Genomic DNA, 26,413 nt, shown 5'->3' with positions numbered 1-26,413 from the left:
ATGGATTATTAGGTGTTAGCTTATTTACAGGTTACATTTATTTAGATTCCTTTGTTTTAATAAACTTAATAACAGAAAGCAATGGAAAATCAAATTATCCTAGAAAAACTAAATCGATTAGAACGATTGATTATTGACTCAACAAAAGAAATTTTTAATGTAGATGACCTAATCAACTACACAGGCTTCACACGCTCGCATATTTACAAACTAGTACACAAAAATGTAATCCCTTATTCAAAACCCAATGGTAAATTTCTGTTCTTTTTAAAGTCAGAAATAGACGAATGGTTACTTCAGAATAAAAGTCAGTCAGTATCTCAGATACAACAACAAGCATTAGACTATTCTCTAAAAAACAGAAAAAAATAAAGCGTTCAAAATTGCAGTTTGAACGCTTCAAATTAATATTGTCCGATTTTTTTAATCAAATCCTTATAGCGCAAATATAAGGATTATAATCTATTATTTATTATGAACTTAGATTCTGCCGAATTTATTCGAGTGGGTACAGCTTACTATGCAATTACAGAACGCCCTACACTCAACAAGACAACAGAAAAGATCATGCTTCCTTGGAATAAGGAGACTATTGTAAATGATTTTGGAAAAGACTTTATTTCCAATATTAAGAAGTATTATGGCTTCTGTTGTATTCCTCAACATATCAATTACAACAGAGAGATAGATGATTTCTACAATATTTACCACCCTATAGATTACAAAATAAAAAGATGTAATGATGACTTAACTTTCTTAGAAAGTAAACTAAAATACACTTTAGATTTTATACGTCATATTTTTGGAGAGCAATACCACTTAGGTCTTGACTATTTTAAAATTCTATTGGAATACCCTACTCAAGTTTTACCTGTGCTTGTGTTAGTTTCTAAAGCTAGAGAAACAGGTAAATCAACAATGCTTAAATACCTAAGAAAGATATTTTCTTTTAATGCTACTTACATTAATGCAGAATCGTTTGTAAATAACTTTAACTCTGATCTAGATGGTAAATTATTAGTGCTCATAGATGAAGTCGTTACTGATAACCAACAAATCACAGAACGCATCAAATTTTTAAGTACTGCTGATAGAAATAAGATTGAACGAAAAGGTAGAGACAAAGAAGAAGTAGAATCTTTTTACAAGTTTGTAATGACAAGTAACTTCGAAGATTCGTTTATGAAGATAGATAGAGAAGAAATACGTTTTTGGGTACGTAAAATTCCACAGATAGAAAAGAATCCCGATTTCTTAGACTTACTCTTTAAAGAAATCCCAGACTTCCTTAATTACCTACATACAATACCTTATTCTACAACTAAGAAAACACGTATGTGGTTTACCCCAGAACAAATACGTACTGAGGCATTGATAAAACTAATGAACTCTGAGAATAATAAATTACAACAAGATGTTTTACAACTACTTAAAGAACTATCTGAAAGGTTTGAAGAAAAGACAATCTGTATGACTCCAATTGAAGCTTGTGCTATGATCAAAAAACTAAACAAAAGAAGTATCATAGAACCGAATGATGTGAGAAGCATATTTAAAAAATGGGGATTCTTACCTTCTAAAAATTCAAATAAATATTCTGGATATGATTATCAATCATATGGAGAATTTACAAGATTAGATAGAAAAGGACGCTATTATGAAATTGAACTGAGCAAAATTGCTCTATTTTTTGATGACAGTGATGACAGGTAATGTATCTTATTTGTTTTCAATAAGTTATACATCATCAAACTCGTCATCAAACCGTCATCAAAATAAGTTTGATGACGGTTTTTAATCAAGTTTGATGACTGATGACAAGTTTGATGACAGTGTATTTTACTAATTATCAATAAATTAAAATCTTCTGTCATCAAATCATCAAAAAAACACTAAAATTTAAGTCGCTCAGAATTATGACATGTAATGAAGCAAAAAAGATAAGTTTAGTTTCTATTCTAGATAAAATTGGAGCTAAAAAAATCAAACAGAATAATCGAGAAGTTTGGTATATAAGCCCTCTCAGAAATGAGACAACGGCATCTTTTAAAATAGATCTCGAAAAAAACATTTGGTTCGATCATGGAGAAGGAAAAGGTGGTAACGTTTTAGATTTTGTAATGAGATACTACAATTGTGATTTAAAAGAAGCATTACGGATTTTAGATAATAAATCTTTTTCTTTTCACCAGCCCATTTTTCAAGATATTGCTATTGAAAAAGAAAAGAGTATTGAACTTAAAAAAATTAGTTCAATAAAGAACAAATCATTAATCCATTATGTCGAAAAAAGAGGTTTAAATCTTACTCTACTATGCAAATATTGTAGAGAAGTACACTACAAAAGAGATAATAAAACTTACTACGGAATAGGGTTTAAAAACGTGTTAGAAGGTTTTGAAATTAGAAATAAATACTTCAAAGGATGTATAGGTAAAAAGAGTTATACTCTAATAGAAAATCAAACTAAACAAGCAATTTTATTTGAAGGATGGATAGATTTTTTAAGTCTGCTTGTCCTCTACCCTAGTATTGAATATCGTTTTGATTTTATAATTCTAAACAGTACTTCTCAGAAAGAATCTGTTTCAAATTTAAACGAAAGATACAGTAAGATTTATTTGTGTTTCGATAATGATTTATCAGGTAATGAAACAACTATTTACTTCCAAAACAACTATAAAGTACAGGCAAAAGATATACGTTATCTATTCAAAGGATATAAAGATTTGAACGAATATTTAGTCTCTAAAATTAATGAATAATGATACTCTCTATTAAGATTTTACTTACTGTGTCAATATAGCAAGAGGGTACTGCGCTAAATCGCAGTACAAAATATAAACTCCTGTATATAAGTAACTTAAAACTGATTTAAAAATAGTAAAATAGAAACATTTGTATACTTAAAAACATAAGATACTGTATTACAAATTGTTACAAATATTAAATGCATACAATATTTTATAACTCAATAGTACAAAAACGAATAAAAAACACATAACCATCTAATTTTCAAAAATATACATGTATGCAGGATTTTAAAGACACTTCAATAAGAATTAAAGGCTCAACTAAAAACAAAATAGATAAAATTTGTAAAGAGTATCAATATAAAAAGATCAATGATTGTATTTTAGATATGGTTGATTTTTTTATCCAAAATGGATTAAGTCCTCAGTCAGATATCAATCTTAATTTACAAGCCAGTCTTGATAAAATAAATCGAGATTTTATCAAAAGAGACGATAGTTTTCGCAAGTGGTTTGGTGATTTATATTTTAAAAAAATCAATCGACTGATAACACAAAACGAAAATATAGCTGGTCAAGCTTCTGTTTTATTAGATATTGCTAAAGGTCACCTTATTGAGGAATTACGTGAAGAAATGGCTTTAGAAAAAGTTGAAGAAAACAAACTATTAAAAGACAGTTCTGTCAAAGACAAAGATTCATATTATAAACTTTTAGATAGTAAAAACGAAACTATTAAGAGAGAAGAAGAAACCAATAGACTACTAACTCAAAGATTAAAACTACTACTAGATAAAGTTGAAAAAAAATCAAGTTTTAGTAGTTCATACATTATTAAATTGAATAAAGAAGAACTAGAAGATTTACAAAGACTAGTATTTTAAATCGTGTTTAGAGAAAGTACTTAAACACTATAAATCAGTATAAAACCCTTTTAAAGCATTTATAACTAATTCCTTCATCGAAACACCTTCTTTAGCAGATTTGATCTTTAAATTCTCACGTAATGATTTCGGTATATGACAGTTAAAAAGTACTTCATAATCATTACACACTTCATTCTTTTTTAGTGACTCTAATTGTCCTATTTTATCGAATAAATTCTTTGCCATAGCCTTATAAATTAAAAAAGGCGTGAAACTAAAATCAATCGGAAACAGAGGTACTAGGATACCTAAAGACCACGACGACTTAGCCCACGCCAATATAAGGCACGGGCGTAAGTCTGTCGATTCTATGGTCTTTTAGAAGATTCCTAGTTTTCTGTTACCTAAAATGACAGCTTACGCTTGTTTGTAATATTTTCAAGTGCAAAGTTAGGGAATAAACTATAATCATAAAACCCACATCACTTTCTTTTAACTAGTAAGATATGTTTTACTTGGCTGAAACAGGTATCTTTTAAGTACTTTTGATATCTAACCTAATCTCTTATTCAAATGAAAAAAATACCATTAGCCCAAGTAATAGATGAACAAATTGGTAAAAAGGAAACTAGAGACTGTAGTCTTTTTGATGCTCAAGTTGAGATAGAAAGACTTGGTTACAAAATCTATGAACTCCGTAAAGCAAGAGGATTAACTAAAAAAGAACTAGCTCAAGTAGCTGGAGTATCGAAAGCAGAGGTTACTAAGGTAGAAGGTGATAACTGTAATGTAAAGATTATTACGGTTTTAAAATTATTGAATACTTTGGGCGTTAAATTAACTTGGGAGATTGAAGGTTAATCTTGTCTTGTACTCAAAATATTGATTACCTAACCATTTTCTTTTAGTTTCTTATTTTTAGTTTTGGTATTTTTACATTTTATTCAATTTTATGGTACAAGAAGAAGAAATACGTAAGGAGCTTGAAGAAGTTTTAAAAATAGATCCTAATAATTATGGGCGAATTTTAGAACTATCTACAAAGTTATCAAGTTTTGATAATGATAATATTCGTTTTAGTGTCGATGCTGGTGTAATTGATAGATTAGGTAGTGAACTTGTAGCAAGACAAGAAACTGCAGTATCAGAACTTGTTAAAAATGCTTACGATGCAGATGCAACTATTGTAAATATAAGATTTGAGAATTCAGATAGCGTTGGGGGAACTTTATATATAATTGATAATGGTACGGGAATGACTCGCGAACAATTAATTAATGGTTTTATGAGAATTTCCTCGACTTCTAAAATTCATAATCCTTTATCTGATACTTATAAACGAAAAAGAGCAGGACAAAAAGGTATCGGTAGATTCGCTGTTCAAAGATTGGGTGAAAAACTTACAATTACAACCCAAACTGCAGATTGTGAAGATGCTTTAGTCGTAACAATAAATTGGAATGACTATTCAAATGACATTGATCTATTAGCGGTAAATAATAAAATTCATACCAAATCAGATAAAACTCAGGAATGTGGAACTATTTTGAAAATTGAATTTTTAAAAGATAAATGGTCAGAAGCTTCTATAAAAAGAATTTACAATTATGTAGGAGATATATTACAGCCTTTCCCATTATCATCTATTAATAAAGAAGATTCATTAGTAAAAATTGTATTAGATAAAAAAGAAGTAGATGTTGTCGATCCTGGTTTTAAAGTAAATTTTTCAAAAGTAATACATGGTAAATCAATTAATATTGCTGATGAGAAAACAATGGTTTATAATCATGCAACAGCAACTATTGATGGTGAGATTAACAGCAAAGGATTTGGGTTATTTACAGTAGAAAGTTCAAAATTAAATTATGCGGAGCTTGGAGAAATTAGTAGTGATCCTGATCAAGATGGTATTCCCTTTAAGTATTTGAAAAATGTAAAATTTAAAGCATATTATTTCATATATAACTCTGGTCTAGTTCCTAAAATGCAAGAAACAAGTATTAAAAAACTTGCTAGGAAACAGGGAGGTATTAGACTATATAGAAATGGATTTAGAGTTTTACCATATGGAGAGCCTTATAATGATTGGATAGGTCTAGATGAATCAGTAAAACGCCGTTCTATTTTACCTGTCCATGGAAATTTAAATATTTTTGGGTTTATAGAATTAAAAGATAATAATAATGATTTTAATGAAACATCTAGTCGCGAAGGCTTAGTAGAAAACGAGGCCTTAATTGAACTTAGGAATTTTGTATATAGAACAATTATGACGGCGGTAATTAAAATCGCAGAAATTAGAAATGTTAAAATTCTATCTGGTCAAAAGATGACGAATAAAATTTATGAAACTATTGAAGTACGTATAAAAAATATCGCTTTTACATTAGAGGAATTAGACAGAGAATTAGAGAAAGAATCTGGTAATATTGAGATTAAAAGAAGACGAAAGAAAAAGATTGATCAAGCAAAGAAAGAGATAGAAGAATTACGAAAAGCTCAAGAAGAAGAAAAAGAGGAATCCTTAAAAGAAAGATCGATGTTACGTGTATTAAGTAGTGTAGGTTTAACTATTGGTCTTTTTATTCATGAAGTTAGAGATTTTGTACTAAATATGGATAATAACGTTACCTTTTTAATTGAAAAATTAAAAAATGAAGAAGTATTATTACATCGTCTTCATTTATTACAAGCTAATGTTGAGTCTTTTAATTCTTATACTGCTTATTTTGATTCAGTGATTTCTCAAAATGTTGTTCGTAATTTAAAACCAATCGATTTAAAAATTTCTATTGAGAATTTTTATAGAGCAGTAGAAAATGATCTGATTAAAAATAATATTGTATTATTAGAACCTGTGATTAATGGTAATTATTTATTCACATGTCCAATGCATCCTTCAGAATGGTCTAGTATACTTTTTAATCTTTTTACCAATTCTAAAAAGGCTATTAAAAGAACTAATAAGAGGGGGAAAATTATTATTGAATGTGGTAAAACAGATAGTAAAGTATTTATTAAATTTTCAGACACTGGTGATGGTATTAGTGAAGATATAAAAGACCGTATTTTTGAAGAGTTTTTCACTACATCTTCACCAAAATCTTTAGAAAATATCGATTCTACAAATGAATCTGAAGGGACTGGTTTAGGGTTAAAAATAGTAAAAGATATATTAACGAGTTATAGAGGAAGAATTTTTGTTGATGAACCAAAAGAAGGTTTTTCTACCACATTACATATTGAAGTACCAAAAGCAACAGATAAAGAGTTAGATAAATATGGCTTATAAAATATTATATATAGAAGACTTAGACGGGCAAACAAGAAAAGCTACTTTAGAAAGAGCATATTTTATTATAGATCAAATTCAACCTTCTAATGAAGTTGAAAAGATTATAGATGATATAAAAAACAAAAAACCTGATCTATTATTATTGGATTATATTTTAACAGTAGGATCCGAATTAGAATATTGCAATGCACCTACTATTGCTTCAACTTGGAGGTCGCTTATTGCAACTAAAGGTATAGAGGAAATTCCAATTATCTTGATGTCAAATGAGGATAATATCATCAATAAATACCGAAAAGATTATACTAGTCATGATTTATTTGACTATGCTATTACTAAAGAAAATGCGACAAAGTATTGTACTGAAAAATTCATAAATAAATGTATAGCCTTTATTTCTACTTATAAAAATATAGAAGAAAATAAATTTAATTTAACAGCAATCTTAAGTACAGAAAAAGAGTTAATTCATTCTAAGATATTCTTTTATTTAAATGAAAATAACAAATCTAAATATGAGTATAGTAGATTTATTTTTGAACATGTAATTAGATGTTCTGGATTGTTAATAGGCGAAGACTTATTATCTGCTAGATTAGGTATTAGTAAAGAATCTCGTGATTGGGAGAAACTTAAAGATTTATTATCTGATTATAAATATACTGGGGTTTTTTCTGAAGTTTACAATCGATGGTGGATGACTAAAATTGAAAGTTGGTGGTATTCCATAACTTCTGAAAGATTATCACTTAGAAATTTTTCCGCAGAAGAAAGAGTACAAATTTTTAAAGAAAAATTACAACTAGATTTAATACAAGTTCAATCTAGCGATAAAAATATGAGTTCACATTATTGGACAATCTGTAAAGAGACTAAACTACCTTTAGATCCTTTCGATGGCATAGAATTATTAGAGGAAGAATTTAAGCCTTGGCAAGATAAAGATTATATTTCAATTGATGGATATTTACAAAATATTGATAAATATAGCAAAATAGTTAGTGATTTAGATAGAAAAGAAATGCGCCAATATAGTTAAATCATGGAGATTTGGAATAAAATAAATTATATTAAAGATGTTAAGTTTCTAAAAGATATAATAACAGAAAATAATATTCTTGGGGATTTTACAGGTTTGAATACTTTGATTGAATCAATAGAAAACACCCCTACAGATTTAGTTGATTATAAATTATCAAATTTTAGTATATATTTGAAAGGAGCAATTGCTGGAGCCAAACCAAATGAAATGCATTTTTGTAAAATTGATTTAGAGAATAGACTTGCTTTAAAAGACAATTTCAATGAAAAAACAGACCCTCTTTTTAAATATACTTTAGATTTGAAAATAAGTCTTTTTAAATCAGAACAAAATCAAACTAAAGAACATTGTTGTACTTGGCATCTTGATAAGGAAGATAAAGAATTAGATTTTTCTTATGTACATCCTTATTATCATATCCAATTTGGTGGTAGAAAACATGAGTATCTATATGCAGATATGGCTATACTTAGTAGCCCTAGAATCCCACATCCTCCCATGGATATAATTCTAGCATTTCATTTTGTATTAAACAATTTTATTGATCGAAAAAAACATAATTACGTAGATAAGATCTTAATGGATATTAGATATTTAAGAATACTACAAAATTCTAAAAAGAGGTTATGGGAATCATATTTTAATGGATTTACATCTGATTATGATCATGATGATTACAAATTAAATAGGTTATTTCCTCTCTACACTTAACAAATGAATCAAAATATCTTAAAATACCTTAGGGAATATTCTTATAAAGAAAAAGATATAAACAAGTTACTAGTCTCTACATTCTTACGCATTAATAAGATTAAAAAGATTAACAATCTGTTTATAAATAGCTTTATTATTAATACTCAAGATAAACTAGAAGAAGAACAATTAGAAAAGTTTATAACATTTTTTGATTCAAAATTTGATATTGAATTATTACTTGAGTTGTTTGAATTCGTCATTTCTCCTGAAGATAAAGAAGTAAATGGCGCTGTTTTTACACCTGAATATATTAGAGAATATATTGTCCAACAAGTATTACATATATCTGATAAAGAAGTCATAAACATCAATAATTTAAAGATTGGTGATATTGCCTGTGGATGTGGAGGATTTTTTAAAACAATAGCAGAAGAGTATCGAATTAAACTAGGAAAAAGTTATTTTGATATCTACAGTGAAAATATATTTGGTTTAGATATTCAAAACTATAGTATTATTAGAACTAAAATCCTGTTAACACTTCATGCTATTATTAATGGAGAAGATAGACAAGTATTTAAATTCAATCTATATCAAGGAGACGCTTTACAATTTGATTGGAATGAAGTTCCGGTCATAAAAAACAACAAAGGACTTGATGTTATCGTTGGCAATCCACCTTATGTAGGTTCTTCAAATCTAGATGACCGAACAAAAAAACTTATGAAAAATTGGTCGGTTGCTTCAACTGGTAAATTAGATCTATATATTCCATTTTTTCAAATTGGGTTAAGATGGTTAAAAGACAATGGTATATTAGCATATATTACTGTAAATAATTTTTATCGTAGTCTAAACGGAAGAGCTTTAAGAAATTTCTTTTCCGACAATAGATACTCTTTTAAATTAATTGATTTTGGTGGTGAACAGGTTTTTAAGTCAAGATTAACATACACATGCATTTGTCAAATAAGAAAAAGTCAGGGAAAACTAATATATACAAATACCACACCTCAAAAACTAAATTTATTAGAGGAAAAAGACTTTATTGAATTTCATTATGAACAATTGAATGATGTTGATGGTTGGCAATTAGAAGATGCTAAAACAAAACTTAATTTACACAGATTAGAAAATGCAGGAGAAAAACTTGGCAATTTGTTTAATATCAGGAATGGATTTGCAACACTAAGGAATAATATTTACATATTTACTCCCATAAATGAAGATGATCATTTTTATTACTTTGAGAAACAAGGTCATCAATTTAAAGTTGAAAAAAGTATTTGTAGAGATGTAATAAAACCAAATATTCTAAAAGAAGAAGTTGATTTAAATAGATTAATGGAAAAGATTATTTTCCCTTATACTATAATTGAACAAAACGATCTGGATTTATTTCAAAATCAAACTAATCGTTTGGTTAAAGTTATCGAAGAAGAAATTTTTCAAAGAAATTTTCCTAATGCATATAAGTATCTTTGTTTTCAAAAAAAAGAACTAGCCAAAAGAGATAAGGGGCAAAGAGAATATGAAGCATGGTATGCATATGGTAGAAATCAAGCTTTAAATATTTCAGGACTCAAGTTACTTTTACCATATATTTCAGATGTTCCTTATTTTGTGTATACTGATAATAGAGAACTATTATTTTATAATGGCTATGCTTTAGTCTCTGAATCTGAAGATGACTTAAAATTTATTCAGAAGATTTTAAAGACAGAAGTTTTTTGGTACTACATCAAACATACCAGTAAACCTTATGCAAATAATTATTACGCTTTAGCTAAAAATTATATCAAAAACTTTAGTATACCTGATTTTACAAATAGTGAACGTAAGAAATTCATGAAACTAACAAATAAACGATATATTGAAACTTATCTTCAAAAAAAGTATAATATAAATATATAATGGAATTTTCAAAAACATACAATGGAGCTGTTTTCTTCGTCGATTTACTTGGAATTGGCGCATTAACTCAAAATAAAATTGTTTTAGATGAAAGCGATTTTATAGGCTGGGAGCGTAACTTCCCTTTCGAAAAGAAAAACAACCAATTTCTAGCTGCTGTTTTACTTACTCAATTTAGACAAATCTTAGTGGATATTAAAACACGGTTTGAAAAGTTAGATAAAGATATAAATGTAACGCAACTATCAGACTGTGCATTTGTTTGGGGAGAATCTCTTGAAACAGTAATGATATTTGCAAATAACTTTATGTGTGAAGCCATTCGCAAAGGAGTTTTTTGCAGAGGAGGTTTAAGTTATGGTGAAATTATTGAAACAACACAGGAACATGAAAACCTAGGTAGATTTATAGTTGGAAATGCTGTAACTAATGCTGTCCGTGCAGAAGGTATTGCGAAAGGGTGCAGAATAAACTGTGATATTAGTTTTGCTGATGAATTCATTAAAATGTCTCCTTTTTTTTATAATAAATATTACCCCAGATTAGTTAATCCTTCATATAATTACAACGACTTTTCTGTTTATGATGAATTTAGATGGTATTATTTTACTGATATGGACTTTAAAGATGACAAAAACTATTATGAATTTTTAAAGCTTGATGATAGGATTAAATTAACGAAAGAACGATTAAAACTAGCTCGTAGGCTTTTACGAGATAATAGATTTAATTGGAATGCTAAGAATAAAGAAGGAAGAACTCATTTATATGGGTCAATTAATTTTCTTTCTGAAAATGAAAGTGATCTGCAAACAGAATACAGATTGCTAAACATAAAACATACCTTAAAGAATAATTTTATTGAATTGGTGGATACGGTTAGTTTTGATCGTAAAGACGAATCTACTCTTAATGAAATGTTAAAAAAAATAGATGAATCTAATGAATATTTTGATATAGCAGTTGATGTAAATGAGGACTACATTGATCTAATTAAAGATCCTATTTTCTACAAACTAATAAAAGAAAAACTTAACTCTATAGATAAAGAAGAACTTATTGAGCTTCTAGAAGAAAAATTATAGTTATAATTCACCACATCTGCATCACATTCATATCACAAACTCTTGTAAATCAATAGATATAAGATATTGTATCGGTAAATAGAATAATCCCTTATAAATAAAGACTTTTAAAGAGCGTTGTGGTGAAGTACTACAACGCTTTTTCTATATAGAACAACTAATAAGTACACCTTCTAATTCATAATTAATGTATGCTACAGGACATAAATCTCTAGCATAAATAGGAGACGTTAAAAATAAATAAACTTTGCACACATCTATATTACTGAGTTTATACCATTCACCTAAAACCTTACACTCTTTATAGTTTTGATGTAAAAATCTTTCGAGATAGATTATTTCTTTTCTATAATAATCAATTAAATCTGCCTCAACGGCAAATATATAATGTAATTCTAATGGACAACCAGTTTGTAATTCTCTTTTTCGTTTTTCTAAATCATTAGTAATACCAATTTTATAAAATGAAGAATCTTTCGCTTTTAACAAATATAGAAAGCGAGGAACAATACCATACAATACATTTTTTTCAAAAATTAAAGTAGCATTGTAGGCTTCCCTAAAAATCGGACAGTTGTTAATTCGAAATTATTAACTTTAAACAAAACTGTCAAATATGAAAACAAGTAATTTTAGTGAGAGTCAAATAATTAAAGCTCTCAAAGAAAATGAACAAGGAAGATCAGTAAGTGAAATTTCTCGAGAATTAGGAATTGACAAGAGCACGTTTTACTATTGGAGAAAGAAGTATGGTGGAATGGAAAAACAAGAGCTGAAACGTTTAAAAGAACTTGAAGAAGAGAATCGCAAGCTCAAACAGATGTATGCTGATGTTAGTTTAGACAATAAAATGCTCAAAGATATTCTGTCAAAAAAGTTCTAAGCTCAGCAGATAAAATAGAAAGGGTAAAGTATCTGTTAGAGCAATATAAGTTATCCATTGTTCGTATTTGTTCATTAGTTGGACTATGCCGATCAATGTGGTATTACCAAAGTAAAAAAGATGATACAGAAGTCATTGATAAACTAAGTGAATTAGCAGAACAATACCCTACTCGTGGCTTTGATGAGTACTATCATAAGATACGCAGAGAAGGACTTATATGGAACAGAAAAAGAGTTCTACGCGTTTATCGCTTAATGAAACTAAGTCTAAGAAGAAAACATAAGAAACGTTTAATAACAAGAGTTAAACAGCCTTTAGAAACGCCAAAAGTGCTCAATGAGTGTTGGAGTATGGACTTTATGAGTGACTTACTTACAGATGGCAGAAAAGTAAGAGTTTTTAATGTATTAGACGACTGTAATAGAGAAGCAATAGCTATTGAAGCTGGATTAAGCTATCCTGCAAGAGCAGTAATAGAAACATTAGAAAACCTAAAACAAGAAATAGGTACTCCAAAGTACATTAGATGTGATAACGGTCCTGAATTTATCTCTAAAACCTTTGTAAATTGGTGTGAGAAGAATTTTATAGAAATTAAATATACCCAGCCTGGCAAACCAATGCAGAATGGATATATAGAACGTTTTAATCGATTTTTTAGAGAGGATATATTAGATGCTTTTTACTTCAATGATATCTACCAGTTACAAAGATTGGCTGATAAATGGAGAGAGGATTACAATTTTAACCATCCTCATAAAGCATTAGGAAATAAATCTCCTAAAGAATATAAGCCCAGATTTGATGAAGAATTTAAATTCTTCATCAAATCTGAACATAATAAGAATTATTTATCGAATTTAGAGGTGTCCTAAAATGGGGAAGCCTACAGCATCTCTCTCGTTCTCTACAGAATCTAAAAGATTCGCGATTTCTTGGTGATTCTCCTCTGTAAAATTAATCCTCATCTTAATTTTCTAAAAAGTAATAAGCTAATAATCATTATAACATACACAAATATAGGGAATAAACTATCATGTCTTTCTTTTCACTAGTAACGTATGTTTTACTTAGCTAAAAAAAGTGTATTTTAAGTACTTTTGATATCTAATAATCTCTTCTTCAAATAAGAACAATACCTTTAGATCAAATTATTGAAGAACAAATAGGTTCTATAGGTACGCAAAAGCGTGATTTATTCGAATCCAAGATTCAATTTGAATTAATTGGTTCAAAAATTAAAGCTTCCTTCAGATTCCAACTCACGATGGATACCCTTGCTGTCGGTTAACACTTCCTGCTGCAATGGCGTGTTCAGGACTTACACCCTAGAGTTATCGCCCATGCTGGGCACACATAAAAAAAAGGGAAACTTTATAAATCTCCCTTTTTACATTATCTTAATTGTTTTTAAGTGATGCCATATCAATTACAAAACGATACTTTACATCTCCTTTTAATAAACGGTCATAAGCCTTATTGATATCCTGCATTTGAATTAATTCAATATCAGATGTAATATTGTGCTTACCACAGAAATCAAGCATTTCTTGTGTTTCTTTAATACCTCCAATTAGTGATCCTGAGAAACTAATTCTATTTAAAATCAAACTAAAAGCAGATACAGGAAGTGGATGCTCAGGAGCTCCAACAAGAGTTAAAGCACCATCTCTCTTAATTAGTGATAAATATGCATTTATATCATGTTGAGCAGAAACACAGTCTAAAATAAAGTCTAAGGTTCTAGCATTGTTTTTCATTTGATTCTGATCTGTAGATAAAACAACATCATCAGCACCTAAGCGCTTTGCATCTTCTACTTTTGATTGAGAAGTTGTAATAACAACTACATAAGCTCCCATTGCCTTAGCTATTTTAACAGCCATATGTCCTAATCCGCCTATTCCAACAATCCCTACTTTTTTACCAGGACCTACATTGGCGTGTCTTAAAGGTGAAAAAGTTGTAATACCCGCACATAGTAATGGTGCTGTTGCCGCTAAATCTAAATTCTTTGGAACACTTAGTACAAAGTCTTCATCCACTACAACACTCTCTGAATATCCTCCAAAAGTTTGCATATTTAAGTGCTTGTCATGACTATTGTAAGTTTGAATATTATCATGTTCACAGTACTGTTCAAGGCCTTCTTTACAGCTATCACACTCGCGACAACTATCTACCATACATCCCACTCCAACTAAATCTCCTACTTTATATTTAGTAACTTCACTACCTACTTTTACTACCTTTCCTACAATCTCATGCCCAGGTACGTTCGGATATTGTGTACCTCCCCACTCATTTCTAGCTGTATGAAGATCCGAGTGACATACGCCACAATATAAAATATCAATCTCCACATCTTTTGGCGTCACTTCTCTACGACTTATATTCATTTGTTTTAAATCCGCCTCAGGGGCTTCTGTTCCAAATGCTTTTACATTTTTTGTATTCATTTTTTCAAAATTTTTTAATTAATATAGTTTTAAAAGGTTTTTATAATTTTTGCAGGTATTCCTCCTACAATAGTATTGTCTGCAACATCTTTAGAAACTACTGCTCCTGCAGCTACAATAGCATTTTCACCAATTGTTACCCCTGGTAATATCGTTGCATTTGCTCCAATCCATGCTCCTTTTTTAATATGAATTGGCGATGGTACTAGTGAACTTCTATCCTTAGGATTAACTGGATGCCCCTCAGATAACAAACTAACCTTAGGCGCAATAAGAACATTATCCTCTATTGTTATTCCTCCCAAATCAAGGAAAACACAATCAAAGTTGATAAAAACATTCTTTCCTAATTTTGTGTTCTTTCCATAATTAATATAAAAGGGAGTAAATATCTCTACTGTATCATCTATTGGTAGATTTGTAATCTCACTTAGTAGTTTTCTTTTTTCAATGGGATCAAGACAGTTGTTCAACTTGAGTACTAAATCTTTAGTAATATAACATTCCTCTGTTATTTTATTCCATTGAAGATCATCTGGCTTGATAGTTTGTCCACTACGTAATCTTTTAAAAACATCATTATTATTCTCTAACATATACTTGATTTATTTTTGGTAAAATTAAAGCTGATAAAGAATAATAGTTTTACTACAAAGCTCATTTTACGTTACTGTCAAGCTCATTTTTTAATTTATACTTCAGTTGGAGAAACTCCATATTGCTTTTTAAAAGCTGTAGAAAAATGAGACGAGTTTTTAAAACCTACTTCTAAATAAACATCCTGAACTTTACCTCTTTCTTCTTTTAATTTTAAATAAGCTGCTTCTAATCGTTTTTGAATAATCCATTTTTGAGGTGTAAGATTACTTATCTTTTTAAAGTCCCTTTTAAAAGTAGCTAAACTTCGACCTGTATAAGAAGCAATCTCTTCTATACTTAATTCATCCATATAGTGGTCTTTTAGAAACTCTAAAATATCAATTTTCCAAGGCTGAGTAAAATCAAATAACAAAGGATAAAATATCTCTGAGTTATTCAGTAAGGCATAAATCCCCTCTAGTAACTTTAAGTGCACCACATGTTCAGAAGGCTTTACTTTCTCATTGAAATAAGGGGTTAGTGATTCAAACAAACTTGTTATATCTACTTTTTGTTCAATAAGAAATACGTTCTTATCTGATATAGTAATATCTTTAGGAAGATCACTCTTTTTTAATTTACTATAAAACTCCCTAAGTACATTTCGGTTAAAGGTCAACGAAATCCCTTTATAGTTCTCTTTGCCTTTACTATTTTTATACATCGTTAGCTGATGATTGCGTCTTATAAAAACACACTCTCCCGCATTAACTCTTATTTTCTTATTTCTATCTTCTATAATTTGCTCTCCTGAATATACATAGACAAGTACATGCTCTGGTGTGGCATGAATACACTTCTCATTGTTATCCGTATAACAAGAAAGAAATATACCTGAATAACTAATGGTTTGTAAAGCGTTACTTACTTTCATTTTTCTTTATTTTACTATTTATAAAGATACACAACATCCAATGAACTATTTTGTTGTAAAGCTCATTTATACTTTCTCAAAAGCTCATTTAATAATAAAAGCCACCTATTTGTTGAGGTAGCTTCTATTATTTTAATCCTATTTATTCTTATTAGTACTAAATTCAAACCCTGTTGTATAGTCTTCTTTTAAAATAAGGTAAGCATCATACTTCTTACCTGCTTTACTAATTAGTCCTTTTTGCAGTTTGGTTTCCCCTTGTTCAAGTAAATCAGCAATATCCTCAACGAAGAGTTTAACTCCACACACCTCTTTAAACAAGATCCAATTACAATCCGTATTTAAACATTTGACCACCTTCTATCTTAGTTGAAGTGTATGTTGTTTACACTTTGGACAAGATAAATGATCTATTTCATTGCTTGATTTAATCGATAGAAGCTCATTTGTTATCTCTGAAGTATAATCTTCTATCTGCCTATGAAAATCTTCCATATCAGTTTTGTTCTCTTCAATGTCTTTAAAGGCTGATTCCCATTTAGCCGTTAATAAAACGTCCGAAATAAGTTTGTCTTTGACTATTTACAATTGTATCGGCAAGTAAAAAAACTAAAAGCGTTATACATCCTATAACGCTTTTATACCTCTTGCAATTCAAACATCATGCTGATCTGTTTATCTTTTAAGAAAGAAGGAGCAAATCGAAAAGCCATATTTCGAACAGAAGTAATTAATGGATTACTAAACTGGGATACTTGTCCCATACGCCAACTATCACGAACAATCTGAGTTACTTTCTCACGGCGAATAGAAGTAAATTTATGAAAAGCATCGACTAAAGAATGCTTCTCTAATAGTTTGCTGATAATATATACATCCTCTATCGCTTGACAAGCACCTTGTCCAAGGTTCGGTGTAGTAGCATGAGCAGCATCTCCTATTATACACACTTTATCCTTAGACCACTCCTGGATAAGAGGCAAATCATATATCTTATTTAAAAAGATATCAGCCTCAGCAGTCTGCATAATCATATCCTTAACTAACGGACTACAATCTTTAATAAGAACAGAAAGATCTTGATTTTTAAGATATTTATCCTCGTTGACTAGAAAATACCAATACACCTGCTTTCCTTCAAGTTTGACAAAACCAAAGCGTTCTCCCCTTCCCCATCCTTCTAATGCTATATGGTCATAATCCGTAGATAAATCTATATCTAATACACCACGCCAACATACCTGCTTAGCATCTCTCAAAGGATAATCACCAAATATCTTTTGTCTCACTTGAGATCGAATACCATCAGCACCTACTACATATTCATGAGTCGCAGTACTTCCATCTGTAAACCGAAGTGTATAAAGTCCTACTTCATCCAAACTAATGTCTTCTAAACGCTTATTTAGTACAACATGCTCCATTCCCACCTCTTCTAACAAAACATGGTGCAAATCGCTTCTATGTATTGCAATATTAACCAACTGATATTTCTGTTCAAAAGCAATCAAATCTGATTGTGTCAGTATATTCAAATTCATATCCGTTAATCTCACTTTAGAGATACGTGTACCTCTTTGAGTTAATTGATCAGATACGCCTAAGTGTCGATAAACCTGCATGGCATTATTAGCGATAGCAATCCCCGCTCCTACAGGTTTAATTTTCTCTGTAGACTCATAGATAACAAAAGGAATATTAGCCTTTTTTAAAGCTATTCCCATAGTCAGCCCAGCTATACCTGCTCCTATTATTGCTACTTTCATATCTTCCATAGTTGCTTATACTTTATCTAACGAATATACAAAAACACTACCTAATCCCCTCTAAACACACTTATAAAAAACAAAAGCACCGAAATAATTATCTCAGTGCTCTTATCTATCATTTACTTTTAATTCTTTGTTTCTGGTTGTTCCTTCACATACTTTGGTGGAACTGTAGAGTCTTCTCCATCTACCACTCTATTTACACTATAATGTGGAGCGACCATCTCAATATTATTTTCTGCAAAAACATCTTGTGCATGTTGACGCAAATCAGAATATACCTTTGCTGATAACTTCGCCTCTTTGATATATACATTCAATTGATAGTCAACATAAAAATCCCTAAACTGATCTTGTAAGATAAATGGTTTCTGGCGTTTTAATACATGTTCTGTTCTATTTGCCACCTCGTATAGCATTTCATGAACTTTTTGCCATGGTACGTGATAACCAGCCCCTATTGTCAAATATAGAATCAGTCCATGCTCTTTAGCTGACTGCGTATAATTAACCGTTTGAGCGGACATGATATTAGAGTTCGGAATTGTGATCACTTCATTTTTAGGTGTCTTAATTCTCGTCACTAACGCTGTCTTTTCTAACACATCCCCAGTGAACTCACCTAACTTAATACGATCTCCTAATTTAAAAGGTCTCATATAAGTAATTACTAAACCTGCTACCAAGTTTCCTATAACAGATGTAGACCCTAGAGATAACATAATACCTGCAAATACAGATACCCCTTGGAATATCTGAGAATCAGAATTAGGCAGATAAGGGAATATCAAAATAAACATAAAGATAAATAGCAATCCACTGATCAAATTATAAGTCGGAAAAGCCCAATCAGGATAGAACCCTTTAATCGTAATTTTATTAGTAGCTATCTTTTCTGCTAAAGATCTAACAAACTTCTGTACATACTTAAATATTGCAACAATAACGATAATAGTAAACAGCTTGGGCATATAAGCCTTAATACTTTTTCCTACTGATTTTAAAGGAGTCAATACATATTCTAACAATTGATCAGAAATATGTTTTGTATAAGGAAATAATTTAAATATAGCTAACAACCCAATATATAAGAATATCAACACCACAATTAGCTTAATAACTTTCGCTATTGATATAGTTGTCAGCATAGCTCTTTGATCATCTATGATACCAAATATCCCTTTTATTTTCTTTCCTCTCTGTCTCCAGATAGCCACTTTACAGCGTCTATAAACATATCGTATCCCTTTGAGGATAAAATACTCTACAATGATAATAGCTATTGTCCCTGCTACTTGTATTAAGATTTGCTGCCAACTCGTATTGTGTTGTTGTAATTCTACAGCAGAGATTATCTGTTTTTTATAGTACTGTGCAGCTTCTAATTTACTTTTGCTTTCTTGTGCAGCTTGTATACTATCCACACTCATCAGTATCTCATTTTGATACATCAGATTAAGATAGTTTCCAGTATCCGCTAATTTGATAGAATCTCCTTCGAATAAATAATCCTCAGCTAACATAGCGATCTTCCCTTCTATTGATTTAGCACGTTGCTTAGAAGTAAAAGAACCTATATTACCATAAACATTAAATAAAGTATCATTAAAGTTAATCACTGGTGTTTTCTCCATCACTACGACAACAGTGCGAACAGTCTCAACTGGTTCAGGAATTTTAGAAGAGGGCTTCTTATTTTTAGCCCAAGTAGACCCACCCATAATAAGGGCTGTCAATAGTATAAACAAACGAATGTTCATCATATAAAATCGCATAAAAACAATCTATAAAAGTTGAAGTAAATTTAACTTTTAAAATAACAAAAACTATACCGTACCTAAAATATTGTTTTCTTTATTTTAATAGCGGAAAGAGTACTCCTAACAAAAAAGTTAACTGAACAAAAAAAGGATGCTCTGCGGCATCCTTACTAGTATGTCTATATACACTTATTTATTCTTTTTTCTCTTTAGAAATTAATTTGACTAACACATATTCAAAATTACTATCCATTAACTCTTTATTGTGAGTTCTTGTAATATCTAATACGTACGTATATCCTTCTTCATATTTAAATCCTTCTATAGATGGTGTATAATCTAAGATCTCACCAGACATGGTATATAATATTAAATGTTCCACATCTTGTCCTTTAAAAGGCTCTATGGGTTTCATCAGGGTATAAGACTCTACTTTTACACGCTTATTTTCTCTTGTGATAGACGAATTATCATCACTACTACAAGCTACTAAAAAGCTCATCAATAAAGTTCAAATCGCAAAATACTGTACTATTTTCTTTAATTTCATTTTTTAATAATTAGTTGATTGGGTTTCGGCTAAAATAAACAATTTAATAAAGAATAGGATTCTTTATTTTTACACAGCATAATTCAGAATAACAATGAAGTTCGAACAACAGTATAGTCTAGACAAACATATAAAAGAGTACCAAAGTGGAAAGAAATCAAAGTACATCTTCTTTTGGGGGCATCAAAAAAGCAAAAGTGGAGAGATTACAGCAGCGTGCTTTAGCCAATGGTGGCCTAGTCGATTTGAGGTCAATGGACAGTCTTATGCTTCTACAGAACATTGGATGATGGCACAAAAAGCTTTGTTATTCAATGATCAAGAAATCTATAAACGCATTATGAATGCCAAAAGTCCTATGGAGATGAAAGCCCTAGGAAGAGAAGTACGCGGATTTAGAGAAGATATATGGATAGCTAATCGTTATCGTATCGTGGTAGAAGGTAACTATCATAAGTTTACTCAAAACAAAGAACTTCAAACCTTTCTAATCAATACTAAAAAAAGAGTACTAGTAGAAGCTAGTCCAGTAGATACGATATGGGGAGTAGGATTAGCAGCAGATAATGAAAAAATAAATATTCCTGTCAAATGGAATGGATTGAACTTACTCGGTTTTGCCTTAATGGAAGTAAGAGAGATGATAATGAATAAATAAAATAACAAAGGATGCTGATACAGCATCCTTTGTTATTAATACCTCCACGCCAAAATGCGGCTTATCTTATTCCCTTGTTCCATATTTATAATACGAACCTCTTTAGTTTCACTTCGTTTTAATAGTGATTGCAGAGGTTTAAGGTTATCTTTATTAGACACTAAAGTGGTGAACCATACTGCCTGTCTTTTAAAATGCTTACTCTCATAAATGTAATTAGTGATAAAGGCAAGTTCTCCACCATCACACCACAACTCATTGTTCTGCCCACTGAAGTTCTGTACTGGTTTACCCACCACTTCTTTACCTAGGTTTCTCAACTTCTGTGTTGTCTTCGCCAACACCTCAGCTCTTGACTTAAAGAAAGGAGGGTTACAAATCACCACATCGAAATACTCTTTCTCTCCTATTATATTCTTTAATATATTTCGCTTAGTAGGTTGCTGACGGATACTGATATGACTCTTTAGATGAGGGTTGTGCTCTACGATATGACTAGCTGTCTTTACAGACACTACATCTACTTCAGACCCCACAAATTCCCATCCATACTCAGCCACACCTATAATAGGATATATCACATTAGCTCCTATTCCAAGATCTAATATCTTTACTCCCTTTCCTGTAGGTACTTTTCCATTGTTCCCCTCTGCCAGTAGATCTGCTATATAGTGGATATAATCAGCTCTCCCAGGGATAGGTGGACATAGATTCGTCTTAGGCATTTCCCAATACGTCATCTTATAGTCCTTCATCAGTATGGCTTTATTCAATAAAACCACTGCTTCAGGTTTTGCAAAGTCAATTGTATCTACCCCTGACGGGTTCTTGATAATAAAAGTTGCCAACTCAGGCACCACTTGTTTTAACTTATCAAAGTCATATAAATCCTGATGTTTATTACGTGGGTGTAGTTTCTTCTGCGTTTTCTTTGCTTCTTTCATTATCTTTATATTTCATGCAAAATTAGGGTATTTAAGTGGGTTCTACTACATAAAATCTCAATACTCTAAACTTTATTAAACTCATCTAGCATAGCAGGTCTCTTAGGATACTTCTTCTTCATCTCATCTACTATAGAATCAATAATTCCTACAGCTTGCGGAAACTCTTTTTTAAGAGAAATTAATAGATTACCAATATTCTTATAATCTGAACGATTATTAGCTCTATCTGCTTCTAAAACAATGAGAGGTCTTAAAACATCAAATATTACATCAACAGTATACTCTTTTTTAATGTATTTTAGATAAGGCAATACTAAATCTAATCTACTTACTTTTTTTAACAAGTCAAATAACCTATCTACATACCCCTCTAAAGAATATAGAACACCTACTGAATTAACTAAACCATCATATGGATTACTATTAAACATACTGTGTTGTTTCACTTTACTCTTAGCTTCACTGATTAAACTGTCTATTTTTTCTTCGATGATTACTGTCCATTCTTCTTTTGTAAATGTTGCTTTTAACTTACTATAATAGGTTTTATTGATTTGCCAACCAAAAAAGACTTGTTTATTGTAGAAATAACGCATACGTTCAACATCTTTTTCTGATTCTGCAATCTCTAATAAGATAAGTTCCCATTGGTTAACAGTTCCGGGATGTTTTAATTCTTCTGCTATTTTTATTCCTTCAATAAGTAATATTTTTGCTTTCTCATACTCTCCATGCATCATCTCTCGTTGAACTAAGTTTCTTCTAACTTCTGGAATAGATATATTATCCAACATCTCTTGATTCAACTGTTCTTCTCTTCCTATTTTTCCTAAAAAGGATAATCTAACGTTAGTAAAATGTCTTATTCTATATTCCTCAGAATTACTTTCTTTTATCTTTTTATCTAAAAATGTGAGGTAAAATTCTTCCTTAAATATCTTCAAACACAATAATTCGAAAGAACCTAATAACTCATAACCAAAATCTCCGTAATCAAAATAAACCTCTTTTGCTAATTCTTCTTCAAAGAATGAAATTAAAGACTCTTTAAACTCAATAGTTATATCTGCTTCTATGATACTATCCAATATTTCAATAGCTTTAAAGATTAAATCACTAAAATATCCATTACTATCATCAGAAAAGGTAATCACATCAATAGCTTCTTCTATAAATATTTGTATTATACTACACGCATCTCTATAATTTCTTTCAGCTATAAGTTCATTTACTCTACCTAAGTATATTTCTAATTCTTTACTTAATTTTTTTGTTTCTGTATAACTGACAAAACCTCGTGAAGTATGCTGTTTAATTATTTTTCTAAAAACCTCTTTATACTTCTCTTTTATATCGACTGTATCATCCCTATCTACAAAATAAGCTTCTAAAGACACTTTTAGTCTTGCGTCTTTTTTTGCACTTATAAAAATAAACTCTCTTAAATCTTCTATGCTTAATTGTTCGACTAAATCTTTAAAACTCATCCTTTTTACCTTCTTTGTTTTCTTTGGTACAACCTCTATTGTCATATCATCTCTCAATTGATACAATACAGCAACAACATGTTTACAGACAGCTCCATCATAAGGACAGTCACAATTATAATCTTTGATACTCTGTGATTTATCTAATTCTATAACAACAGTATAATCATCATTCCCCTCTACTTCACCCTCGTAGATATAATCACCTAGTTTAGTAATATCCCTCACCATCCCTTGCTCATAATACTCAAATCCGCGCTTCAAGATAATATTGCTAACATTTGTTTCAAAATTGAATAAATTGTTCATCTCTTCTAAATTAACTATATCGTAAAAATACTATAATCTTTTATAAACATAAAAACTATGTATTAATAACATTAAACCAATAACATAGCATTATTACATAAATTTTATTCAATTTAGTTAGTTATTTCTAACAAATGACTTTAATTTTACCCTTCATTTAAATTAGTAAAGATTATGAAAGTCGGAATAGATAGTATTGCATACTTTATCCCTAAAATTCACTTACCTATAGAAACATTAGCTATCGAGCGAAATATCGAACCTCTAAAATTAACTAAGGGACTTGGATTACAAAAGATGGCGTTATTAGATACTTACCAAGATGTAATCACAATGGCTGCTAATGCTGCGTATAGCTTACTCCAAGACAATACTACTATTGCTCCTCAAGACATTGCTAAAATATACGTAGGTACAGAGAGCGGATTAGACAACTCTAAACCTATTGCTTCTTATACCTTAGGATTATTAGAGCAAATCTATGGACAAGGTATTTTTAGAAATTGTGATGCTGTAGATCATACTTTCGCTTGTATAGGGGCAGTAGATGCTATGCAGAATGCTATTGACTTCATAAAAGCTAACCCTACCAAGAAAGCTATTGTTATCGCAACAGACTACGCTAAGTATGACCTAGCTTCTACAGGAGAATACACACAAGGTGCAGGTGCTATTGCTTTATTAATTAGTGCTAATCCTCGTATGTTAGCTTTCACAGGACAGACTGGAGTAGCTACAGAAAGTGTATTTGACTTCTTTAAACCTCATCGTTCGATAGAGAAAAAAAGCATCACAGGAAACTCTATTAATGAGGCATGGCATGGTATAGAAGAAGCAGAAATCTCTATACACAAAGACCAACCTGTATTCGAAGGACAATACTCTAACGAATGTTATATCAATAGAATCACAGAAGCATACACTCACTTCAAAGAGTTAAACAATAAAAAAGACTTGAAAGTATACCAAGATTGGAAGGCTGTCTTGATGCATTTACCTTATTGCTTCCAAGGACGTAGAACTTTCCATGAAATAGTATTACAAGAGAACCCTGAACTAGTAGACAGAACAGCTGCTGATGCAAAAGACCAGATCAAAGCATTTGCTAAGTCAGAAGCGTATATGGAATTGGTTAATACTAAGATTGCCCCATCAGAGATAGCTTCTGGTGAAGTAGGTAATATCTATACAGGGTCTATATTCTTAGGTTTGCTATCTACTCTGTCTCATTTTAACAATACAAAAGAAAGTTTAGTAGATACTACACTAGGATTTATTGCTTATGGTTCAGGATCTAAATCTAAAGTATTCGAAGCCGAAGTACAAAGTACATGGCAAGAAGGTATGCCTAAAGTATCTATCTTCGAAACTTTAAAACAGTCAACAGCAATAGACTTCAGTACTTATATCGCCCTTCATAAGAAAGAGCAAAAAACACCAATACAGCCTGCTAATAATGAATTTGTAATAGACTATATCGAGTCGGCAATACCTCATCTAATAGGAGCACGCTACTATAAGTTTGTAAAATAAGAATAAAAGAAATTCACTATACTCACCTCTTTCTAACCAATAGAAAGAGGTTTTTTTCATTATACTTGTATTACCTAAGTAAACACAAAATGAGTATTCCAATCAACAATAAAATAGAAGAACAAAAATTAATCAAAATAGCCATATTTAAAAAAGAAATCAGAACGACAAAACCGCATAAACACCAAGGTTATTTTGAACTCATATATCTAAAGAATACAACAGGATACCACTGTATAGATGAACAACAATACCAGCTTAGTACACACAACCTATTTATCATAAAAAAGGAGCAAGTTCACTATTGGAACATAACTTCAGAACCTTTTGGATATGTAATTTTAATTAAACGAGACTTCTTTTTACAGAATATAGACAGCACTTTAAAACAATTCTTTTTTGACATTACCCAACTGACTCAAATAGACTTACCTGAAGATACTAATATTGATCTCCTCTTTGCGTTACTACTTACAGAAGAAGATCAAACTGCTCAAGAGGCTTTACTCAAGGCTTTATTTATCAAAATACGCAATTCTACGATAACAGAACAACTCCCTCTTAAATCAGGTATATACAGTGCTTATCTACACTTATTAAACATAGATCACACACCGATCAACAAAGTAAATCACTATGCTAAACTCCTCCATACCACCCCTCAAAATCTAAATGCCAGTTGCCAAAAAAACATTGGACTATCAGCTGCTGCAGTACTAGCACAACACATCATTGCAGAAGCAAAGAGACTATTGATCTACACAGATTTCTCTATCAATGAAATTAGTTTACAACTCAATTTTACAGATGCATCACACTTTACTAAATATTTTAAAAAACATACTACTTATACACCAAATAACTTTAGGAAACTTTAATCTCATACCA

Annotated in this window: 26 protein-coding genes; 15 read left to right on the top strand and 11 right to left on the bottom strand. The window is 30.5% G+C overall.

All coding sequences use genetic code 11. The annotated features are described in order from the left end of the window. Window positions 1-81 precede the first annotated feature (81 nt). The 4 genes from MYRA21_RS12395 (at window position 82) to MYRA21_RS12380 (ending at window position 3,637) form a co-directional block, all read left to right on the top strand. Window positions 82-372, top strand: coding sequence for an AlpA family transcriptional regulator (locus tag MYRA21_RS12395; RefSeq protein ID WP_039329224.1), 291 nt, complete (start codon window positions 82-84; stop codon window positions 370-372). A gap of 102 nt (window positions 373-474) precedes the next feature. Then, window positions 475-1,713 (top strand): primase-helicase family protein, encoded by a 1,239-nt coding sequence (locus MYRA21_RS12390; RefSeq protein ID WP_039329222.1) that lies wholly within the window; start codon window positions 475-477, stop codon window positions 1,711-1,713. Window positions 1,714-1,916: 203 nt separating this feature from the next. Next, window positions 1,917-2,765 carry a toprim domain-containing protein gene (locus MYRA21_RS12385; protein ID WP_039329220.1) on the top strand — a complete coding sequence of 283 codons (849 nt, stop codon included), beginning with the start codon at window positions 1,917-1,919 and terminating at the stop codon, window positions 2,763-2,765. Between the two features lie 266 nt (window positions 2,766-3,031). Further along, window positions 3,032-3,637 carry a BfmA/BtgA family mobilization protein gene (locus MYRA21_RS12380; RefSeq protein ID WP_039329218.1) on the top strand — a complete coding sequence of 202 codons (606 nt, stop codon included), beginning with the start codon at window positions 3,032-3,034 and terminating at the stop codon, window positions 3,635-3,637. A 27-nt stretch (window positions 3,638-3,664) separates the two neighbouring features. On the opposite strand, the gene MYRA21_RS12375 is transcribed toward MYRA21_RS12380, so the two are convergent. Further along, window positions 3,665-3,865, bottom strand: coding sequence for a hypothetical protein (locus MYRA21_RS12375; protein WP_039329216.1), 201 nt, complete (start codon window positions 3,863-3,865; stop codon window positions 3,665-3,667). 327 nt (window positions 3,866-4,192) lie between these two features. On the opposite strand from MYRA21_RS12375, the gene MYRA21_RS12370 reads away from it, so the two are divergent. The 6 genes from MYRA21_RS12370 (at window position 4,193) to MYRA21_RS12345 (ending at window position 11,654) form a co-directional block, all read left to right on the top strand. Next, window positions 4,193-4,480: a helix-turn-helix domain-containing protein gene (locus MYRA21_RS12370; protein ID WP_039329214.1), complete on the top strand. Its 288-nt coding sequence runs from the start codon at window positions 4,193-4,195 to the stop codon at window positions 4,478-4,480. A gap of 91 nt (window positions 4,481-4,571) precedes the next feature. After that, the gene (locus MYRA21_RS12365) at window positions 4,572-6,914 is read left to right on the top strand and encodes a sensor histidine kinase (RefSeq protein WP_039329213.1); all 2,343 of its coding nucleotides are present in this window, start codon (window positions 4,572-4,574) and stop codon (window positions 6,912-6,914) included. Beyond that, window positions 6,904-7,956 carry a hypothetical protein gene (locus MYRA21_RS12360; RefSeq protein ID WP_039329211.1) on the top strand — a complete coding sequence of 351 codons (1,053 nt, stop codon included), beginning with the start codon at window positions 6,904-6,906 and terminating at the stop codon, window positions 7,954-7,956. The genes MYRA21_RS12365 and MYRA21_RS12360 overlap by 11 nt, the downstream gene beginning before the upstream one ends. Window positions 7,957-7,959: 3 nt before the next feature. Continuing rightward, complete coding sequence (locus MYRA21_RS12355; protein ID WP_039329209.1) at window positions 7,960-8,670, top strand: hypothetical protein; 711 nt, start codon at window positions 7,960-7,962, stop codon at window positions 8,668-8,670. Between the two features lie 3 nt (window positions 8,671-8,673). Beyond that, entirely contained in the window at window positions 8,674-10,569 is a 1,896-nt protein-coding gene (locus MYRA21_RS12350; protein ID WP_039329208.1) for a class I SAM-dependent DNA methyltransferase, read from the top strand. Next, window positions 10,569-11,654 carry a hypothetical protein gene (locus MYRA21_RS12345; RefSeq protein ID WP_039329206.1) on the top strand — a complete coding sequence of 362 codons (1,086 nt, stop codon included), beginning with the start codon at window positions 10,569-10,571 and terminating at the stop codon, window positions 11,652-11,654. Before MYRA21_RS12350 ends, MYRA21_RS12345 begins: the two co-directional genes overlap by 1 nt. 144 nt (window positions 11,655-11,798) lie before the next feature. Here the strand turns inward: MYRA21_RS12345 and MYRA21_RS12340 are convergent, their stop codons facing one another. Beyond that, window positions 11,799-12,143 carry a GIY-YIG nuclease family protein gene (locus tag MYRA21_RS12340; protein ID WP_235279907.1) on the bottom strand — a complete coding sequence of 115 codons (345 nt, stop codon included), beginning with the start codon at window positions 12,141-12,143 and terminating at the stop codon, window positions 11,799-11,801. A gap of 127 nt (window positions 12,144-12,270) precedes the next feature. Between MYRA21_RS12340 and MYRA21_RS19175 the strand changes: the two genes are divergently transcribed. Beyond that, on the top strand, window positions 12,271-12,537 hold the full coding sequence (locus MYRA21_RS19175) for a transposase (RefSeq protein ID WP_006261795.1): 267 nt from the start codon (window positions 12,271-12,273) through the stop codon (window positions 12,535-12,537). 14 nt (window positions 12,538-12,551) lie between these two features. Next, window positions 12,552-13,415 (top strand): IS3 family transposase, encoded by an 864-nt coding sequence (locus tag MYRA21_RS18945; RefSeq protein ID WP_200888303.1) that lies wholly within the window; start codon window positions 12,552-12,554, stop codon window positions 13,413-13,415. A gap of 525 nt (window positions 13,416-13,940) precedes the next feature. Here MYRA21_RS18945 and MYRA21_RS12325 read toward each other — a convergent pair. From MYRA21_RS12325 to MYRA21_RS12295, 7 genes are all read right to left on the bottom strand, one after another. Beyond that, the gene (locus tag MYRA21_RS12325; RefSeq protein ID WP_039329204.1) at window positions 13,941-14,999 is read right to left on the bottom strand and encodes an NAD(P)-dependent alcohol dehydrogenase; all 1,059 of its coding nucleotides are present in this window, start codon (window positions 14,997-14,999) and stop codon (window positions 13,941-13,943) included. Between the two features lie 29 nt (window positions 15,000-15,028). Beyond that, on the bottom strand, window positions 15,029-15,595 hold the full coding sequence (locus MYRA21_RS12320) for a sugar O-acetyltransferase (RefSeq protein WP_039329202.1): 567 nt from the start codon (window positions 15,593-15,595) through the stop codon (window positions 15,029-15,031). A gap of 95 nt (window positions 15,596-15,690) precedes the next feature. Beyond that, a complete protein-coding gene (locus MYRA21_RS12315) occupies window positions 15,691-16,512 on the bottom strand; it encodes a helix-turn-helix domain-containing protein (protein WP_039329200.1) in 822 nt (273 codons plus the stop codon). Between the two features lie 138 nt (window positions 16,513-16,650). After that, window positions 16,651-16,869 carry a topoisomerase C-terminal repeat-containing protein gene (locus MYRA21_RS19340; protein ID WP_006263299.1) on the bottom strand — a complete coding sequence of 73 codons (219 nt, stop codon included), beginning with the start codon at window positions 16,867-16,869 and terminating at the stop codon, window positions 16,651-16,653. A gap of 281 nt (window positions 16,870-17,150) precedes the next feature. Beyond that, window positions 17,151-18,278, bottom strand: coding sequence for an FAD-dependent monooxygenase (locus tag MYRA21_RS12305; RefSeq protein WP_235279905.1), 1,128 nt, complete (start codon window positions 18,276-18,278; stop codon window positions 17,151-17,153). A 128-nt stretch (window positions 18,279-18,406) separates the two neighbouring features. Then, a complete protein-coding gene (locus MYRA21_RS12300; RefSeq protein ID WP_039329196.1) occupies window positions 18,407-20,056 on the bottom strand; it encodes a mechanosensitive ion channel family protein in 1,650 nt (549 codons plus the stop codon). A 178-nt stretch (window positions 20,057-20,234) separates the two neighbouring features. Beyond that, window positions 20,235-20,543, bottom strand: coding sequence for a DUF4377 domain-containing protein (locus MYRA21_RS12295; RefSeq protein ID WP_006259244.1), 309 nt, complete (start codon window positions 20,541-20,543; stop codon window positions 20,235-20,237). A gap of 142 nt (window positions 20,544-20,685) precedes the next feature. On the opposite strand from MYRA21_RS12295, the gene MYRA21_RS12290 reads away from it, so the two are divergent. Continuing rightward, a complete protein-coding gene (locus tag MYRA21_RS12290; protein WP_006259245.1) occupies window positions 20,686-21,249 on the top strand; it encodes an NADAR family protein in 564 nt (187 codons plus the stop codon). Between the two features lie 35 nt (window positions 21,250-21,284). Here the strand turns inward: MYRA21_RS12290 and rlmF are convergent, their stop codons facing one another. After that, window positions 21,285-22,193, bottom strand: coding sequence for a 23S rRNA (adenine(1618)-N(6))-methyltransferase RlmF (gene rlmF, locus MYRA21_RS12285; protein ID WP_006259246.1), 909 nt, complete (start codon window positions 22,191-22,193; stop codon window positions 21,285-21,287). A 65-nt stretch (window positions 22,194-22,258) separates the two neighbouring features. Continuing rightward, complete coding sequence (locus MYRA21_RS12280) at window positions 22,259-23,992, bottom strand: SWIM zinc finger domain-containing protein (RefSeq protein WP_006259247.1); 1,734 nt, start codon at window positions 23,990-23,992, stop codon at window positions 22,259-22,261. Between the two features lie 174 nt (window positions 23,993-24,166). Between MYRA21_RS12280 and MYRA21_RS12275 the strand changes: the two genes are divergently transcribed. Further along, window positions 24,167-25,525, top strand: a complete 1,359-nt coding sequence (locus MYRA21_RS12275) for a hydroxymethylglutaryl-CoA synthase family protein (protein WP_006259248.1) — start codon at window positions 24,167-24,169, stop codon at window positions 25,523-25,525. An 89-nt stretch (window positions 25,526-25,614) separates the two neighbouring features. After that, the gene (locus tag MYRA21_RS12270) at window positions 25,615-26,403 is read left to right on the top strand and encodes a helix-turn-helix domain-containing protein (protein WP_006259249.1); all 789 of its coding nucleotides are present in this window, start codon (window positions 25,615-25,617) and stop codon (window positions 26,401-26,403) included. Window positions 26,404-26,413 lie beyond the last annotated feature (10 nt).

Origin of the sequence: Myroides sp. A21 (assembly GCF_000807225.1) — a bacterium.
Taxonomy (GTDB): Bacteria; Bacteroidota; Bacteroidia; order Flavobacteriales; family Flavobacteriaceae; genus Flavobacterium; species Flavobacterium odoratimimum.
Note: the sequence above shows the minus strand (reverse complement) of the source record. Positions and strands in the feature narration are given on the sequence as shown.

Bases quoted from the DNA above. Each gene is read 5' to 3' on its own strand.
- MYRA21_RS12395 (WP_039329224.1), top strand. From the start codon at position 82: ATGGAAAATCAAATTATCCTAGAAAAACTAAATCGATTAGAACGATTG.
- MYRA21_RS12390 (WP_039329222.1), top strand. From the start codon at position 475: ATGAACTTAGATTCTGCCGAATTTATTCGAGTGGGTACAGCTTACTAT.
- MYRA21_RS12385 (WP_039329220.1), top strand. From the start codon at position 1,917: ATGACATGTAATGAAGCAAAAAAGATAAGTTTAGTTTCTATTCTAGAT.
- MYRA21_RS12380 (WP_039329218.1), top strand. From the start codon at position 3,032: ATGCAGGATTTTAAAGACACTTCAATAAGAATTAAAGGCTCAACTAAA.
- MYRA21_RS12375 (WP_039329216.1), bottom strand. From the start codon at position 3,865: ATGGCAAAGAATTTATTCGATAAAATAGGACAATTAGAGTCACTAAAA.
- MYRA21_RS12370 (WP_039329214.1), top strand. From the start codon at position 4,193: ATGAAAAAAATACCATTAGCCCAAGTAATAGATGAACAAATTGGTAAA.
- MYRA21_RS12365 (WP_039329213.1), top strand. From the start codon at position 4,572: ATGGTACAAGAAGAAGAAATACGTAAGGAGCTTGAAGAAGTTTTAAAA.
- MYRA21_RS12360 (WP_039329211.1), top strand. From the start codon at position 6,904: ATGGCTTATAAAATATTATATATAGAAGACTTAGACGGGCAAACAAGA.
- MYRA21_RS12355 (WP_039329209.1), top strand. From the start codon at position 7,960: ATGGAGATTTGGAATAAAATAAATTATATTAAAGATGTTAAGTTTCTA.
- MYRA21_RS12350 (WP_039329208.1), top strand. From the start codon at position 8,674: ATGAATCAAAATATCTTAAAATACCTTAGGGAATATTCTTATAAAGAA.
- MYRA21_RS12345 (WP_039329206.1), top strand. From the start codon at position 10,569: ATGGAATTTTCAAAAACATACAATGGAGCTGTTTTCTTCGTCGATTTA.
- MYRA21_RS19175 (WP_006261795.1), top strand. From the start codon at position 12,271: ATGAAAACAAGTAATTTTAGTGAGAGTCAAATAATTAAAGCTCTCAAA.
- MYRA21_RS12325 (WP_039329204.1), bottom strand. From the start codon at position 14,999: ATGAATACAAAAAATGTAAAAGCATTTGGAACAGAAGCCCCTGAGGCG.
- MYRA21_RS12320 (WP_039329202.1), bottom strand. From the start codon at position 15,595: ATGTTAGAGAATAATAATGATGTTTTTAAAAGATTACGTAGTGGACAA.
- MYRA21_RS12315 (WP_039329200.1), bottom strand. From the start codon at position 16,512: ATGAAAGTAAGTAACGCTTTACAAACCATTAGTTATTCAGGTATATTT.
- MYRA21_RS12305 (WP_235279905.1), bottom strand. From the start codon at position 18,278: ATGAAAGTAGCAATAATAGGAGCAGGTATAGCTGGGCTGACTATGGGA.
- MYRA21_RS12300 (WP_039329196.1), bottom strand. From the start codon at position 20,056: ATGCGATTTTATATGATGAACATTCGTTTGTTTATACTATTGACAGCC.
- MYRA21_RS12295 (WP_006259244.1), bottom strand. From the start codon at position 20,543: ATGAGCTTTTTAGTAGCTTGTAGTAGTGATGATAATTCGTCTATCACA.
- MYRA21_RS12290 (WP_006259245.1), top strand. From the start codon at position 20,686: ATGAAGTTCGAACAACAGTATAGTCTAGACAAACATATAAAAGAGTAC.
- rlmF (WP_006259246.1), bottom strand. From the start codon at position 22,193: ATGAAAGAAGCAAAGAAAACGCAGAAGAAACTACACCCACGTAATAAA.
- MYRA21_RS12280 (WP_006259247.1), bottom strand. From the start codon at position 23,992: ATGAACAATTTATTCAATTTTGAAACAAATGTTAGCAATATTATCTTG.
- MYRA21_RS12275 (WP_006259248.1), top strand. From the start codon at position 24,167: ATGAAAGTCGGAATAGATAGTATTGCATACTTTATCCCTAAAATTCAC.
- MYRA21_RS12270 (WP_006259249.1), top strand. From the start codon at position 25,615: ATGAGTATTCCAATCAACAATAAAATAGAAGAACAAAAATTAATCAAA.